We start from the raw sequence: 16488 nt of genomic DNA on the forward strand, positions 1-16488 counted from the left end.
GCGGAAAGGGTGGCATGAACGCTCACAAAAATATTGAATCAGAGAAGTTGTCCGGTAATGTGCAAGCGATCGCAACTGTGGTGTATGATGCCGTTCAAGATTGCCAAGGCGATACTGTAGCTCTTTTGGCTTTGCTGCGCCAATTAGAGCAATTACACCGAGAGATCCGAGATGGAATTTTTCAAGAGAGTTTACCTGTTAACCGTCGGCAACTCTACTCACTGCTGAAAGATATTGAGTCTGAGGGCGGCTGGCCTTACATTGAGCGGATGAGACTACAAGCCTTTTTAGCGAATTTGCCCCAAGAGACTCTCGAAGAAAATAGCCACGAAGTTTTAGAGAGCGATCGCTCCTTTGGCTAATTAGCTCGAAATTTATCAGAAAATTGGGTTTAAAACCCCGTGCTTCTAGCACGGCTTAATATTGTCAAAGTACTAAATGTGCTAAAATAGCAGTGAGTACCGATGGGCAGTCGGGAATCCAAAACGCCTATGCAGACGGTTTGCCGGGGATTGAGGAAACTCAATCTAGGTCAAAGTCGGAAACCCGCAAGGGAGCAACTAGGAAATCTAAGAAGTGATTCTTGGAAGCTCCGTACCTTTAGGTCGGAGTCATGTCACTTCTAGCTCTGAATTAATAACTCTGATCGCCTCATCAACCGCTAAACCAAGAGCGGTTGCTCATTGGGGCTTTAATCTAATTCGTAATTCGTAATTAAGAGACTTCCAAATAAAAAAATATCCAATTAAATCTTGTGGGGTGGGCATCTTGCCCGCCATATCGATATGGCGGGCAAGATGCCCACCCCACAATATTAGAAATTTATTTCTTGGAGTTCCCTAAAAAGGGTTTTTACGGGTTATGCCATCACAAAGAAGGCGATCGCGATCCTCAAGGTTGCGGTTGTGCTTGAGGTAATCACCCACCCAGTTGCAACCACGAACCAGCAAATCGTCAAGGTTTAAATTCCACAGAATTATTGTGTTGTCATCACTAGCTGATGCTAATGTTTGACCATCTGGACTAAAGCTAACACTTAACACCGCAGCGCGATGCCCATTGAGACTTTTAATTAATTTGCCATCACGGCTCCAAAGTTTCACTGTACTGTCCCAACTGGCGGCGGCGAGGAATTCACCATTGGGACTGAAAGTCACGGCATTGACGCTATCGCTGTAACCCTTTAATAAGGTTTTTAACAACGTGCCATCCCGTCGCCACAGTTTCACTGTGTTATCCCAGCTAGCAGAAGCCAGCAACTCATCAGTGGGACTAAAGCTGACACTCAATACCCAACTGTCATGGGGCGAGAAAGTTTTCAGCAAAGTACCATCCCTCTGCCAAAGTTTCACAGTTTGATCGTCACTGGCTGAGGCTAAAACTTGACTATCAGGGCTGAAATTGACGCTATTTACCCAACCTTGATGCCCCACTAAGGTTTTGAGCAACTTGCCCTCACGGTTCCAAAGTTTCACTGTTTTATCTTTGCTAGCTGATGCTAAAAGCTGACCATCTGGGCTGAAACTAACGCTCATCACGCTATCAGTATGTCCGTGGAGAGTCCTGATTAAAGTACCGTCAAGCCGCCAAAGTTTCACAGTTTTGTCATAACTTCCTGAAGCTAACATTTCACCTTTGGGGTCAAAACTGACACTAGGAACTTTATTTGTGTGCCCTACCAAAGTTTTGTAAAGTCGGGTTTTGACCTCGCCATTACTGGTGTATCGTTGCCAAAGTTTGACAGTGCGATCGCTACTACCAGAAGCTAGCATTTGACCATCAGGACTCCAAGCAACGCTTAAAACTCGCTTTTGATGCCCATGAAGAATAGACAGTGTTGGAGCCTCTAAACTCCATATTTTTACGCTTTTGTCATAACTTCCTGAAGCCAGCAATTTGTTATTTGGACTGAAAGCAATGCTAACAACAGCATCGCTGTGTCCTTTGAAGGTTTTGAGTAAAGTACCAGTGATACTCCAGAGGTTTATGGTATTGTCTTCGCCTGCGGAAGCTAGCTTTTTACTATCAGAACTAAAGCTCAAACTCCATACTATGCTGCTATGCTGCGGTAAAGTTTTGTAAGGACGAAAGTCAAAACCATCTTTAGTAGAGCTATTACTTTCCCTCTGCCAGAGTTTCACTGTCTTATCTCGACCTGCTGACGCCAAAAATTTACCGTCTGGGCTGAAAACAGCTACAATCACACCCTGCTGATGTCCCTGTAAGGTTGTAACGAGGCTACCATCCCGCCGCCAGATTTTCACTGTCTTGTCGTCGCTGGCCGAGGCGATGAATTGCCCATCCGGGCTGAAGTTTACCCAGTTAACCCACCCTTGATGCCCTCTGAGTATTTTTACTAAGCTCCCGTCTTTGCGCCAGAGTTTTACGGTTTTATCTTTACTGCCAGTGGCTAACAATTTGCCATCAGGACTGAAATCAACGCTATAAACCCAATCTCCATTACCTTTCAGGGTTTTATATGGTTTGGGGTCAAATTTACCTGTAACCCGGTTTTTACGCCAGATCTGCACTGTTTTGTCGAGGCTGGCAGACGCTAAGGTTTGACCATCAGGGCTGAAACTTACACAGGTAATAGCATCAGTGTGACCCTTGAGGGTTTGGAGTAAAGTACCATCAGGATGCCAAATTTTCACCGTTTGATCTCGGCTACCTGATGCTAGCAACTGACCATCTGGGCTGAAAGTTACTCCCCAGACAATATCAGTGTGTCCATCCAAGCGGTTAGCCTCCGTTACTCCATAAACTGCCTGTTGCAGGGCTGTCACCACCCGCATTCGGGTATCTGGTTGCACTCCATCCGCCTGTTTAAGTCCTCGCCAAGCCCGCAAACTTTCTAATAGGGCATCAAATTCTTTATTAGAGGCAAACAAAGCTTCGCTAGCAGCAGTGATTGCACTAATGTTCAAGTTGGTTTCACTGCGTTCAGCTCGTATAGTTTCACGGATTGCGGCTCTTTTCTGTAAGTCGGCTTGCCACCATAATGCTGCGATTGTTCCCCCCATGATTGCCAGAATTGCGCCTGCTATCCGTGCTTCTCGCAGTCGCCGTTGCAATATTAAATTAAGTTGCGTTTGACTAAGTTTTTGGGCTACTTCCGCTCGAGTTTTTTCCAGTTTGATTTTTTCTAATTCGGCGAGCATACCATAGCTGTTCTTTTGGCGAATTGGTTCAACTAAATAATCGTGAACCAATTGGTAGCGATCGCCTAATTCTTCTCTGACTCGCAACACCAAGCCGGAACCCACCAATATTTCTAAAATCAGTTCCCCAACTTTGTCAAAGCTTGATATTGTATCTATATAATGATTATTAACTAATGCAGCTGCCAAATCAGCTTTAGTTTTTAATGGTCGTATCCCCTTTTCATCAGTTAACTCAAATAATAATTTCCAACTTAACTCTTCATTCTCTTGACCACAGTCTTTGATAACTTCCCCAAGCCAGCGTTCTACTAATTTTTTCGAGCCACCGCAAAGCTTATATTGTCCGAGTGTGGTGATGTTTTCTATTTGTAATTGAGCGCCGACTATTTGTAATTCAATTGGATGTACTTCGTCTAATTCTCCTGTCAAATCCTGCACTAATCGGTTAATTAATTCTTCACTCAGTTCATAATGTGAACGCTGAGTCAGACTGTGAACTATGGATTTGGCATCTTGGCTAGAAAATTTCCCTAAATAGTAGCGAATGTCTTTATCGAGAATATTTTTGTTAATTACGCCTAAATCATATAATCCAGTACTATTTTTATGGCTCAAACGTTCAAATTCTAGTAAATGATGTAAGTAATCTTCTCTTAGTGAAAGAATAATTTTTACAAATGGAATATTTAAACATTCACTAAAAAATTTGTAAAATTCTATTCTTTGAGTGGGAGGATTACTAACAAAGAAAAATTCTTCAAATTGGTCTAATATGATAACTATAGTATAATTGCGCTCAGATGCTAACCGAATTTTTTCTAGTATTATCGTGGGTGTAGAGTCAAGACTAACCGATATTTCTGTGTATGTTAGGGCTTGGTTGATACTACTGATTAAGATTGCGATCCAATCAGTATAAACAGATAAAACAATCGGGATAGGAATGCGTTCACCAATAACTTTTCCTTTGAGTGCTGGGACTAAACCAGCTTTGAGAATTGAACTTTTTCCTACACCTGATGGTCCATAAATTACTGTGAGTTTACAGTCAGCACGGGCAATTCTTTCAATTAGGTGATTAACATCTTGTTGCCGTCCAGAAGCAGATATTTCTTGAGCAATTTCTTCAGGAATAAATGGTATTTTGTGAGGTTCCAGGACTGGGTTAATTCTGGGGCGTTGCGGCTGTAATTGACTTGCACCGATGAAGGCCCGAAAGCCATACTGATGTTCTATTTTAATTTTTTCTTGCTTTAGCTTAAAGGCTTCTGTGTAGTTATGACGCTCAAAAAAGTAAAGCGATCGCAGTTCTTCTAAAATCTCTAAGTAAAGTAATGGCTGATGTTGTAGTTCACAAACTACCTTCGCCCATTCCAAGTTATTAATAGCTTCCTCTGCCTTACCCAGATGCCGTTGTGTACGTGCTAGCAAGAGAAGATACCAACTTTCTTGTCGTCGTCTTTGCAAAGCGTCTCGCAGAGAAACTTGTGTTGCTTCTTCGGAGATGGAAAGTGCTGTATTCGCTAATTCATGAGCCAGTACCCAATTCGCTTCCGAAGCCGCCACATTTGCCAAAAAACCATAATTTTGAGCAACTTGTGCGGGAGTTCCATAGGTTTTATGTAGATGTAATGATTTTTGAGCTAATTCTTTTAACTCATCCCAGGCTTCTAAGCGTTCCAGCATTTCACAAGCAGGCAAAATAAATTTAGCAACTAAATCTTCTCTTTGTACCTCTTCCAATAGGTCTAAGCATTGTTTAAACCACGACAGAGCATGTTCGCAATAGCTACTAGTATTCTGGTATAAGTCTGCCATTCGGTGATAACAAAGCCCCAGATGAAATAGCACTATTGCTTGCTTCAGTAAAGACGAGGTAGGGATAGGGTAAGCTGATGAAAGGGGCAAAGAAGAATCACTCTCCCACTCTACAACTCTCCTCGCTTCTTGCTGCCATAATGCTAGGCTTCTTTGATAATTGGCTAAAGCACCATTAATTTGATCGTTGGCATATTTATCTCGCCCCAAGACAAATTCTAAACTCGCTTCTAATCCTGGTGTTAATTGAACACCATACAGGCGTAGCAAATCATTACGGGCTGATTCTATTTCATGGCGATGTTGGGATTTGGGATCTAAATCTAGGAAGGCATTAGATAAAAATGTTTCAGCACCGGCTTCTAAGACTTTGGCAAAGAGAGATTCTGCTTCTTGGTGAATCAAAGCAATTAAATCTGCTTTGGCCATTTCAAATTTAATAGTGGTTGCAGCCCAGCTTTTAAAATCAGGCGCTAATCTTGAAAGCAATGATGCCACTTCATCTTGTAGCCACAACACTACTGGAAATGGAAAAGTTGCAGCATAGATATCTCGTGCCTGATTGATGCCTGTAAATAAGTTTTCCAGATCGGTAGTTGACTCAATACCAAAAACCATCACAGCCGATGGCAAAGAATCTGTAAGGACGGCAGGATTATCTAAAGATAGTTCTGAGACTATTGTGCTGTGTAAACAAGTAGTTGATGGATTGAGAAAAATTTCTCTGATATTAATGTCCTGGCTGGTGGAGCGAATATTCTCTAACATTTGCTCACGTAATCGCCTATAGTTACATCGAACCAAAATTAGAGCAAATTGACCTTCGGAAAGTGCGATCGCTCTAATCAGTCTTTGCAAAGTATGCTGATTTTCTTTGGTGTAGACGTGTAGCTGTTTGTCATTAGTCATTTGATATGGTGGGGCATTGGGTATTGGAGATTGGGCATAGGGAATGGGGCATTGGGCATAGGGAATGGGGCATTGGGGATGGGGCATTGGGAAATAACTAATGACTAATAACTAATGACTATTACTTTTTTTGTTGCCAAGCCAAAACTTTTTCTGTTTCTGCCAAGGCTGGACTGATACCAAACCAGCGCCCTACCGGATCGCGATATTCAAACAGATACATGCTTCTTAGTAAGCTTTGATAGTCAGACTCACCTTTAACTCTCTGTTGCTGCACTACTTCAAACAATAATTCCCACTGGGATTCATCAATAGCTAATAGCAGATCGTCGCGGTAGTCCTTAATTACGGCTTCTAAGCATTCTCTAGAAAAAGGCGGATCTTGTCGTTGCAGACAGCTATAAAGTAAACCCAATAAGTTACGAATGTGGCCACCGCTAACGCGACATATACGATCTAAAGTTTGGGGGTGATCGAATAATTCTGTAACTAATAGAAACCTTTCATTCAAAGGAACTTCTGGAAAAGCTCTTGCTAGAACTAACTGGCGCACTAGTGACATCCCTGGTTCGTAGTCACTGCCATCTCTTTGCCGCACTAATACCATCGGTAGTACTTTTGGTGCAATTCCTCCCCCCAGGCGATTTTTAAGTGTCTCGTACTCATTGGAGAAGATTAACGTTAGAGGAATTGTATAAACTAGGTGGCATTTAAGTCGGCGCAGCTGTTCGCCTCGATCGATAAAGAGATATTCTGGTTGCGATCGCCCTGATGCTAAGGGGCGCATATCCACTCGATCCAAATTATCTACAATTACTACTAATCCTTTTTGACCCCGTAGCTTTAGCTGTTCAACAGCCCTTTCTAAAATTTCTTCGTTAATCGCTTGCAAAATGCTATTGGTACGAGGTTCCAGATATTGCCTCAGTTGATTCCGCATCTGGGTGCTATCTTTGGTTTTGGCGGTAATTTTGGCAATACCCAAAGACAACTCTGCTTGTCCAGAAAGCTCTATGGGGCTTTGCAAAAAATCGCCTACTTCTTTAAATAAATTGGTAAAATAACCAGGTTTAAGTTTGATGCTAATTCCTTCTAAACTGGCACTGACTTGACGGGCTACACTCAGCAGAATATCGCTGATATCTATATCCGCCATATCTAAGTCTTGACTGGACTCAAAATAAACTACATGAAATCCCGCCAATTCTAGTTCTGTCTTGAGGCGCTGCAATTCCGTTGACTTACCGCAACCAATATGACCCGTAAATAACTGACAGGTTGGCTCATCAGGAGATATCCGAACGATAGTCCGTTGCAATTCTTCGACAATCTTGCAACCACGTACATCAGCAAAATCTATGTAATACTGCCGATCTAGCACGTTACTTATATTTAGCGTGTAACTGGGGTTACATGCTTTATAAAAACGTGACAAATTTAACGTCGTTTTCATGTATCTAGAGGTGTATGTAGATGCAGCTTTAGTTGTATTTTTTATACGAGTAATCCAATCCGGGATGTAGGCATGGGATTGATTCACAAGTTGGTCGTGTCTTGCAAAGTACAGCACTTGTACAGGATTACTGTCAGTAGTCTGGTAGAAATTTAATTGACCCTAATAGCCTTAACCATATCTGTCCTTTTTACACCTGGTATTGAAATTTTGAAAATCTCTCGCTTTTGTTTGACCGGCCAAAAAACTGTATGGCTTAGGAAGTGAGTAAAAAAAAACTACAAAGTTTCATGGTTCTCAGTTTGGATAACTAACGAGGATGACTGGTATGAATTATAGCAAGGTACACAGAGATTCAGGAATACTGGTCTATCACTTCACGATCTATTTGTCAAGGAAACAAAAGCCCACAGATATCAATTAAGATTTTGTAATATTTAGGGAAAAATCTTCACAAATAACTTGTCAAAAAGACTACAGTCAGTTAAAAATGGACACCGGAAACTTTAATAGGACTAATAACTAGTACAAGAAGGCAAAAGTAAAAAGAAAGAATGCTTATTTTGTAAGCTCTCTGGCTATTTAAAATGGGTGCTTTATTTACGCCATGTTGTACTAGCGCCATAATCGAATGGCACTAAGTTAAGATACAGCCCTTGCCCTGACTGGTTCCCAGCCTGGAGGCTGGGAACCCATTCTGGGAGGCTCTGCCTCCAGTAGCTTGACGAGAGGCAGAGCCTCTCGGAATGCATTCCCAGCCTTCAGGCTGGGAACGAGGCTACACAAGCTTTTGAGCTTTTCTTAGTGCCATTCCGCCATAATCCTTGTGTAGTTACTGTAAAGTGTTACTAAAAATAAAAAAAGTCTTGAGGAGAGCGGCTAATAGATGCCAAGAGTGTTTACTGAAACTAATAATGATACGAGCGTGTCAAGGAATTTAGATTGCAACCAGAAAGGGGTGTGAATGGCTGGCATAATATCAGTTTCCCGCACGGATCTAGCCCAGCGTCGTCAGAAATTGCGTCGGCAGCGGCAAATGAAAATTATTCAGGCTATTTGGCGAACCTTTGCCATTACTGGTTTGGCGGGTGGATTGCTGTGGGTGGCAGTCCAACCAGTGTGGATGCTCAAGGCTTCCAAACAAATAGTGATGAAATCAGGCAATAAATTACTATCGGATCAAACAACTCAGTCATTGTTGGCGCTGTCTTACCCCCAGTCTTTGTGGCGCATTGAACCGTCAGCGATCGCTAACTCCTTGAAGAAACAACCAACTATTGCTCAAGCGATCGTCAGACGCCGCCTGTTTCCTCCTGGATTAATCATCGAAATTCAAGAACGAGTACCTGTCGCAGTGACTCAAACACGTGGCAACAATAAAGTAATAATCGGTTTACTAGATGCCAGTGGGGCCTGGATGCCTTTAGAAAAATACATATCACTGAATCCCACTAAGAAATTACCCAATCTCAGAGTCATTGGCTCGCCAAAACAATACTGCTCTTACTGGACTCAACTCCATGAAGCTGTGAGCCGGAGTCCGATAAAAGTAATGGAAATTAATTGCCAAAATCCAACTAATTTAATTTTGAAAACAGAACTAGGAAATGTGCATCTCGGCGTTCCAGGCCCCCAATTGTCTGAACAAATTAAGGTACTCGCCCAAATGCGCCCTCTAGCAACAAAATTCAATTCCAGTCAAATAGAGTATATTGATCTGAAAAATCCCGAATCTCCATTAGTACAGATGAACCAAAAAGACCAGAAATTAACTCCCAAAATCCCTAAAAACATCTAACGTGTTTAATGTATTGATAACTCCTAGTAAATTAAGAAGCTTTATGCTGATAAATATATTTATTATTTTCAGTTTTCCAGTAAACCGTACGAAAATCGGCATTAACTTCTAATTAAAATGAGAAGATCAATCATAAAATTTCCATTGCGAGTAAAAGACCCTCAATTGTTATCCTAATATCTAATAGTAGGGTACAAGATGTCAGACAATCTAATGATGATCTAAGTAGGTGGGCGTAAACAAAGTTAACTAGTGGGGGTCGTCATTTGTCATTGGTCATTGGTCATTGGTAAGGGTTTAAGCCATATTTACGTTTCGTAACATAGTTTGGTTTATTCCCGCCTACCTACTTATGGCGTACAAAATGCCTTCTGCCCATACTCTCTTTGACCAAACCCAGTGCGGAAAAGAGAAAAATGCTTGAGTTTTCCATTAAGACTCAGACTCGCTTTTCAGAGGGCACTGATGATAACGGTATTGAGGACTGGGGATTGGGGACTAGAGAAAAGTTTTCTTAATACCCAATCTTCAGTACCTAATCCCTTTGAATCTGTCATGAAAAATGCCGCCCAAAATTGCGTAAGCATTGCTTCTGGGCAATAAGTTTGGACTACTCCGTGCCGTAATTCTTAATTGGGTAACGAAACTTCTTAGAAAATCTTGATTTGTTGACCGTGCGAATTTTGGATTTTGGATTTTGGATTTCAGGATCAATCCAAAATCCAAGTTGCGCTGGAAGCGCACCAAAGGTGCGACCTAAAATCCAAAATTGTTTGACTACACTAGTGAGGGTTCTCGTCAGATAGACTACTGCTCCAACAAAGTGTCCATTAAGACTCCCCAAACAACAAGTTAATCAGGTATAGTCTGACAAGTAAATTCTTGCTTAGTTTAGCCTGAAAAATAAGTAAGTAGAAGGTAAATTTTGTGTCTAAAGTTGCAATCCTACCCAATGGTAAAACCTATTAACAATATTATTATTAAGGCAGAGAAAATACCCTGTAGTGTGTCTTTACAAGTTATGCCCTGCGCTGAGAATAACGAAGAGATTAATGTCTGGTTGAAGTTATACAGGTCACTTTTAGATAAATATAGGTATACTTCTCTAGAATTGGCTGTGCGATCGGCTGCCTTAAAAGCTTATCCCATAGCAAATTTTCGCGCTGCCAATTCTGTTAGGCTGGGCAGTAGTGAAAACAATAAAGAACAATGCCATAGTATTGTGGCACTGTCAAACTAAAGTTGACTCTGAGGTGAATCACACCTGAAAAAGTCGTTTATCTACCCTTTCACAAATCCAATGACACTTGATAATAACCAAGGACTTAACTATAAAAATTCCCAATCTACGGGACAGCCGGGGTTCTCTCTGGCAGTTAACTCAACCAATCCCTTTAATAATTCTGGGATGAACTTCGGACAAAATCACGACAATAAGAAGATTTTTACGGAAAATAGCCGAATTGGCGAGATTGTTCCTGGCCGGGTCGCCAACATCAAAGTGATTGGTGTCGGTGGTGGTGGTGGCAATGCTGTTAACCGCATGATCGAGTCCGATGTATCTGGGGTAGAATTTTGGTCGATTAACACTGATGCTCAAGCTCTTACCTTAGCTGGCGCTCCCAGTCGATTGCAAATTGGACAGAAGCTAACGCGGGGTTTAGGAGCGGGTGGTAATCCTGCCATCGGTCAAAAAGCAGCTGAAGAATCGCGGGACGAAATTGCTACGGCTTTGGAGGGTGCAGACCTAGTATTTATCACTGCTGGTATGGGCGGTGGGACTGGGACGGGTGCAGCCCCGATTGTGGCAGAAGTAGCAAAAGAAATGGGCGCTCTGACTGTTGGTGTAGTCACACGTCCATTTGTATTTGAGGGTCGCCGTCGCACCAGCCAAGCAGAACAAGGTATTGAAGGACTAAAAAGTAGAGTAGATACACTGATCATTATCCCCAACAACAAATTGCTGGAAGTGATCCCCGAACAAACGCCTGTGCAAGAAGCTTTTCGCTATGCAGATGATGTGCTGCGTCAAGGGGTACAAGGTATTTCTGATATCATCACGATCCCCGGTCTGGTAAACGTTGACTTTGCTGATGTCCGGGCTGTGATGGCAGATGCAGGATCGGCATTGATGGGAATTGGCGTGAGTTCTGGAAAATCTAGAGCTAGAGAAGCTGCGATCGCAGCCATTTCTTCACCATTACTAGAATGTTCTATTGAAGGTGCTAGAGGGGTTGTCTTTAATATTACTGGTGGTACTGATCTCACCCTCCATGAAGTAAATGCTGCCGCAGAAGCAATCTATGAAGTCGTTGATCCCAACGCCAATATTATTTTTGGGGCTGTAATTGATGACAGACTTCAAGGTGAGGTGAGAATAACTGTAATTGCCACCGGCTTTACAGGTGAAGTGCAAGCTGCGGTACAACAAAGCGTAGCTAACGTTCGGGTAGCACCTAATACCTCGAAGCGACCAACAACACCGCAACCCACAGTTAACTCCCCAACTCCAACTCCGACTCCAACTCCAACTCCAGAACCAAAAGAAAAACCTGGATTGGATATACCTGATTTTCTGAGAAACCGACGTACACCAAAGAATTAAAAGATTTTGGATTTGAGATTTCGTCGTGAGCGCTCAGTCGAACGATTTTAGATTAACTTAGCAGTCTCAGTTCAGGCTGAACACTGTATAAAATCTGCTAGTTCCACCAGGGGTTTACCAAGGGTGGGGGTAAGCAATATATTGCCATCCCCAATTTTACCAATTGGAAAAAAACTCTCAACGCTACTTTATAAAATGAACTTGGGCAGGAGTCTGCGGCTTCCATGTCCAGCTATGCTTTTTCACAAAAACACAGGAAGACCTGCCCAACTACAAATGCTTCATCGATAGCGAGTCTTCTCCCAAGGGAAGATGCCTGTTTACGTAGCGTCTCATTTCGGAGAAGGGTTGTATAGTTCAGACGTTCCTACCTCGTTAACGCTGCGTTATCATGCGTTAGAGCCAGTCATAGACATCACTACATCTACCCCTCGCGATCCGTTAAACTTATATTCGGTAGAAGTAAATATATTTACTGAAAGCAAGTTGCGTAGACAATTCGCCTCCAGAAATATCCGAAGAAAGTCTGTTTCCTGGGAATAGGACACAAAACAAAACAATAATTTACATTTATTTTTTGATTTCTAGTGTCTGTTCAATCCATTGAATAACTTCATGACCAAGGTGAGTGCCATCTAGTCGGTCAATCTCACGAATTCCGGTAGGACTAGTGACGTTAACTTCAGTTAAGTAGCCACCGATAACATCAATACCCACAAAAATTAAGCCGTCTTGGCGTAAGCGTTCGGCTAATTGGGTACAGATTTCATATTCTCTTGGGGTAATTTCAGTTTGGGCAACAGTACCACCAGTTGCCATATTATTGCGGAAATCAGTTGCGCTTGAGAGGCGATTGAGCGCACCAATGGGTTCGCCATTGAGCAAGATAATTCGCTTATCTCCCTCTTTTGCCTCTGGTAGATAGGTTTGTACCATTACTGGTACTCGACCTTGGAGGGTACTGAGTTCAACAATAGAGTTAAAATTGCGATCGCCTGATTGCAAAAACAAAATTCCTTCCCCAGCTTTATTACCCAGTGGTTTGAGAACTGTTGCCCCCTTTGCTTCGACAAATTGGCGAATAAACTGCTTATCAGCACTGACAATTGTCTCTGGAATGGCTTTGGTAAATTGGAGGGCATACATTTTTTCATTTGCCCCTCGGATGCCACTGGGACTGTTAATCACCAGGGTTTTATTTTGGTCAATGTAATCGAGAATATAAGTAGCATAGAGGTAGGAATCATTGACAGGTGGATCTGTCCGCATAAATACGGCATCCATTGTCTCTAAAGACGTTAAGTAGGAATCGCTCAACTTATACCAAGGATTCGCCGCTACCCACCGTCTATCTACCAATTGGACTGGTACAAGTTCGACTCGCTGTAGGACAGCCCAAGCTTTGCCCTCCACCACACTCAGCAGATTTGCTTGAGTTATCCAAATTTCGTGTCCCAGGATTTGCGCTGCTTCCATCAGAGCAACACTGGTATCATGACACGGATCAAGCAAATAGATGGGATCAATGATAAAAGCCAGTTTCACCCTTTGTACCTCAATCACCAAGAAATTAAATAGTTATTCAATTATTATCTCTTGATGATCTTACCAATTGACGTACATCTGTACTGCTGAGTAAAACCTGGAGGGTAAAGTCTTATGGGGATAAAAGCCAGTAGACAATGCAGCACATAGTTTTTCAGAGTTGTAGCGACTGCCGTGTAATTTGCAGCGGCTTGTCGCTAACGCAAAACCTTTTAAATCTAAACGCTATTGCTAGAAGTTAGTAGCTCATCCAGCTTGCCTTGACTGTCTAAAGCATGGATATCATCACAACCACCAATATGAGCGTCATTGATGAAAATTTGTGGTAAAGAGCGGCGTCCATTTGCTCTTTGAGCCATTTTACTTCTGGCTGCTTCATCTCCATCAATGCTGTATTCGGTAAATTCAACGCCCTTGTTTTTCAGTAAACTTTTGGCACGAATGCAAAACGGGCAAGTCCTCCAGGTGTAAATTTCTACTTTTGTAGCCATGATGTCCTCAACTTGATTTAATACTTCTTAATTTTAGAACTTTGCCACTGGCTATAGCGGCTTTTTCCTGTTTTAATCTAAGCCAAAAAAAAATATTTTATAGTATTAAATAACGAATACTAATTAAGTGAATATACTATAACTTTATAGTAAAGAGTTTATCATTTTTGGACATAAGAGTGTTCCAAACAATAAATGATCCAAAACCTGTGATTGCAAATAAAGCAAAGCGGAATGACTTCGATTTCCCCCCGGCTTCAAGCCTACGGTGTACACACAAGTCAGATCCAGTTTTACCCCACGCTTGGGATGAGCCAGAAAGCCCTCATGTAGAGACGCGATTCATCGCGTCTAAAAAACTGGTACGTTATACAGACGCGATAAATCGCCGTCTCTACAGAAAATATACTCGTCAATTATTCCTTGACAGACTACTATTTACGACTTGTGTATACACCGTAGGGCTTCAAGCCGGGGGATGAGTTAATACCATTTCACTTTAATAATGATACAAATACGCTGGTAAGGGCATGGCAATGCCCATTGGTGTCAACTTAATGTGAAAGCAAGCCTAGAACTAGCTTTTAGATTGCCTCGTTCCCAGTCTCCGACTGGGAATGCTTGTCTTTGGGGCTGCCGCCTCTCTTTACTGGCGGCAGAGCCACTTTTCGAGTTGCATTTCCAGCCGGAGGCTGGAAACGAGGTTTTAAAGGAGTTTCAGCTTAAGTTGACACCAATGGGCAATGCCATGCCCCTACGATAAATCTATATCTATCAGGATTTTCGTGAATTGGTATAACAGCAATTATTAGAGCTTCAATACAGTAGAAAACAGTATCAATATCTAAAACTAATGCCGTAGTTATATTAACTACGGCATTAGTTTTTATAAATTTAAAATTTATCTTCGGTATTTATCGAGAGTCAACGGCGTATTCAATTAGTTGACCAAGGCGGTGGCGTAGGGTTTCTAATCCCAAACGCTGACTCGCAGAAATAAACACCGCGAGGGGAAACTCTTCTCTAGCTAAAGCTAGTGTCTCACTATCGGCTTGATCGATCTTGTTAAAAACAACCAACGCGGGGCCAGGAGTTATTGGCATTTGTGCCAGGATTTCTCTAACTGAGCGAATATGACGCAACCAGGCGGGGTGAGACAAATCTACTAAATGTAGTAGGGCATCGGCTTCTGTGACTTCCTCCAAGGTGGCGCGGAAGGCATCCATTAAAGATGCAGGCAGTTCGTGTATGAACCCTACTGTATCTGTAATGAGAATTTCCTGATGTTCATCTGTTTCGCCATGAGGAATTACCAGGCGGCGGGTAGTAGGATCGAGAGTGGCAAATAGCTGGTCGGCTGTATAAACTTCTGCATTCGTGAGAGCATTCAGCAAAGTAGATTTACCAGCGTTGGTATATCCAACTAAAGCCACTGAAGGAACTTCTCGATGCTGCCGTCGCTGCCGTAACCGCGAACGATGTGCCTGTAACTGGGTTACTTCTTTTTGCAATCGGGAAATACGCTGACCAATGGCACGGCGTTCAGTTTCCAGTTTGGTTTCACCAGGGCCACGAGTCCCAATACCACCACCCAATCGGGACATGGTGCGACCTCTACCAGCCAGCCGAGGCTGCATATATTCTAACTGTGCTAGTTCTACTTGCAATTTACCGGCACGAGACTGGGCGCGTTGGGCAAAGATATCTAAAATTACTTCGGTGCGGTCAACTACCCGGATACCAATTTGTATTTCTAAGTTGCGGACTTGGGAGGGCGAGAGGTCGCGGTCAAAGACGACGAGATTAACCCCTAGTGTTTGGGCTGTTAGGGCAATTTCTTGGACTTTACCTTCGCCAACCACGGTTTGGGGATGAATGCGCGATCGCTTTTGTTGTATTGTTTGTAATACATCTCCGCCAGCAGTATCAACTAAACGTGCCAATTCCAATAAGTTGTCCTGGAATTGTAGGGGAGTCATCTCACTGGTCATCAGCCCCACAATTAGCACGCGATCGTGGTCAGCATCTACTTCCTGGGCGATAAATTCGCGCTGGAATTCCGCTTCCAGATTTTCTACCAAGTCTACTAAATCCTGGTCTGCCAGATCGTCCAAGTCCAGAGGTGGCGATATACTCCAACTTGGGGATTGAATTTGGCTTTCCCCTACCTTGGATGCAGCAGGACTAGTAATCAGGGTGCGAGACTCTTGGGGTGTCAGATGAGCTAGATAAGCTTCTTTGACATACCCAGTCGCACCGCCTCCCCGCCGTGTAAATCCGGTTCCGGTAATATTAAGGACAACTAGGGCATCTAAGCGTTGTAATGCCATCGCCGTGAGCGCCGCTTCGTTGGGCGGTTCAGGCTTGAGATGGGTGGCAATACAACGAATACCACTGAGTCGTTCTGCACCGTAACGCGGCAATTCCATCGGTGGTATTTGCGTTTGGCGCGGCGTGCCTACCCCGACGCGAATCACTTGTCCGCGACGGTTGATGTAGGCGCACACAGGCTGATTGACTTCTGTGCTAATTGCTGCTAGACGCTGGGAAAACTCAGGCGTGGTGATGCGATCGCCTGGTATGCGCTGGTGGTACAACCGCTGTAGTTGCTTCAGCTGGCTGGACTTCAGACCTTGGAGATTTCCAAAAATAGTTTCTATAGGCGTTTATGACCAGTTAAATGGCCCCCCGAATCCTTATATGTC

At 42.9% G+C, this 16488-nt stretch carries 12 protein-coding genes; 7 read left to right on the forward strand and 5 right to left on the reverse strand.

Translation table 11 applies throughout. The features are described 5' to 3' along the window. Positions 1-14 precede the first annotated feature (14 nt). A complete protein-coding gene (locus V7K76_RS10430; protein WP_334776608.1) occupies positions 15-362 on the forward strand; it encodes a hypothetical protein in 348 nt (115 codons plus the stop codon). 92 nt (positions 363-454) lie between these two features. Beyond that, positions 455-580: a hypothetical protein gene (locus tag V7K76_RS10435; protein ID WP_334950602.1), complete on the forward strand. Its 126-nt coding sequence runs from the start codon at positions 455-457 to the stop codon at positions 578-580. A 259-nt stretch (positions 581-839) separates the two neighbouring features. Here V7K76_RS10435 and V7K76_RS10440 read toward each other — a convergent pair whose 3' ends face one another. Beyond that, on the reverse strand, positions 840-5891 hold the full coding sequence (locus V7K76_RS10440) for an nSTAND1 domain-containing NTPase (protein ID WP_334776691.1): 5052 nt from the start codon (positions 5889-5891) through the stop codon (positions 840-842). Between the two features lie 121 nt (positions 5892-6012). Beyond that, complete coding sequence (locus V7K76_RS10445; protein ID WP_334776693.1) at positions 6013-7344, reverse strand: P-loop NTPase fold protein; 1332 nt, start codon at positions 7342-7344, stop codon at positions 6013-6015. A gap of 964 nt (positions 7345-8308) precedes the next feature. Here V7K76_RS10445 and V7K76_RS10450 point away from each other — a divergent pair. From V7K76_RS10450 to ftsZ, 3 genes are all read left to right on the forward strand, one after another. Continuing rightward, the gene (locus V7K76_RS10450; protein ID WP_334776609.1) at positions 8309-9142 is read left to right on the forward strand and encodes a cell division protein FtsQ/DivIB; all 834 of its coding nucleotides are present in this window, start codon (positions 8309-8311) and stop codon (positions 9140-9142) included. 952 nt (positions 9143-10094) lie between these two features. Next, complete coding sequence (locus V7K76_RS10455) at positions 10095-10382, forward strand: hypothetical protein (protein WP_334776610.1); 288 nt, start codon at positions 10095-10097, stop codon at positions 10380-10382. Between the two features lie 60 nt (positions 10383-10442). Then, complete coding sequence (ftsZ, locus tag V7K76_RS10460) at positions 10443-11747, forward strand: cell division protein FtsZ (RefSeq protein ID WP_179066944.1); 1305 nt, start codon at positions 10443-10445, stop codon at positions 11745-11747. A gap of 570 nt (positions 11748-12317) precedes the next feature. Here ftsZ and gshB read toward each other — a convergent pair. Both gshB and grxC read right to left on the reverse strand, forming a co-directional pair. After that, positions 12318-13292 carry a glutathione synthase gene (gene gshB, locus V7K76_RS10465; protein ID WP_334776612.1) on the reverse strand — a complete coding sequence of 325 codons (975 nt, stop codon included), beginning with the start codon at positions 13290-13292 and terminating at the stop codon, positions 12318-12320. Positions 13293-13510: 218 nt separating this feature from the next. Next, positions 13511-13783 carry a glutaredoxin 3 gene (gene grxC / locus V7K76_RS10470; RefSeq protein ID WP_334776614.1) on the reverse strand — a complete coding sequence of 91 codons (273 nt, stop codon included), beginning with the start codon at positions 13781-13783 and terminating at the stop codon, positions 13511-13513. A 209-nt stretch (positions 13784-13992) separates the two neighbouring features. Between grxC and V7K76_RS10475 the strand changes: the two genes are divergently transcribed. Then, entirely contained in the window at positions 13993-14265 is a 273-nt protein-coding gene (locus tag V7K76_RS10475) for a hypothetical protein (RefSeq protein ID WP_335029761.1), read from the forward strand. A 77-nt stretch (positions 14266-14342) separates the two neighbouring features. Beyond that, complete coding sequence (locus tag V7K76_RS10480; RefSeq protein WP_335029762.1) at positions 14343-14546, forward strand: hypothetical protein; 204 nt, start codon at positions 14343-14345, stop codon at positions 14544-14546. Between the two features lie 151 nt (positions 14547-14697). On the opposite strand, the gene hflX is transcribed toward V7K76_RS10480, so the two are convergent. Further along, positions 14698-16443, reverse strand: coding sequence for a GTPase HflX (gene hflX, locus V7K76_RS10485; protein WP_334776694.1), 1746 nt, complete (start codon positions 16441-16443; stop codon positions 14698-14700). Between the last annotated feature and the right edge of the window lie 45 nt (positions 16444-16488).

Origin of the sequence: Nostoc sp., from assembly GCF_036917975.1 — a bacterium.
Lineage (GTDB): Bacteria > Cyanobacteriota > Cyanobacteriia > Cyanobacteriales > Nostocaceae > Nostoc.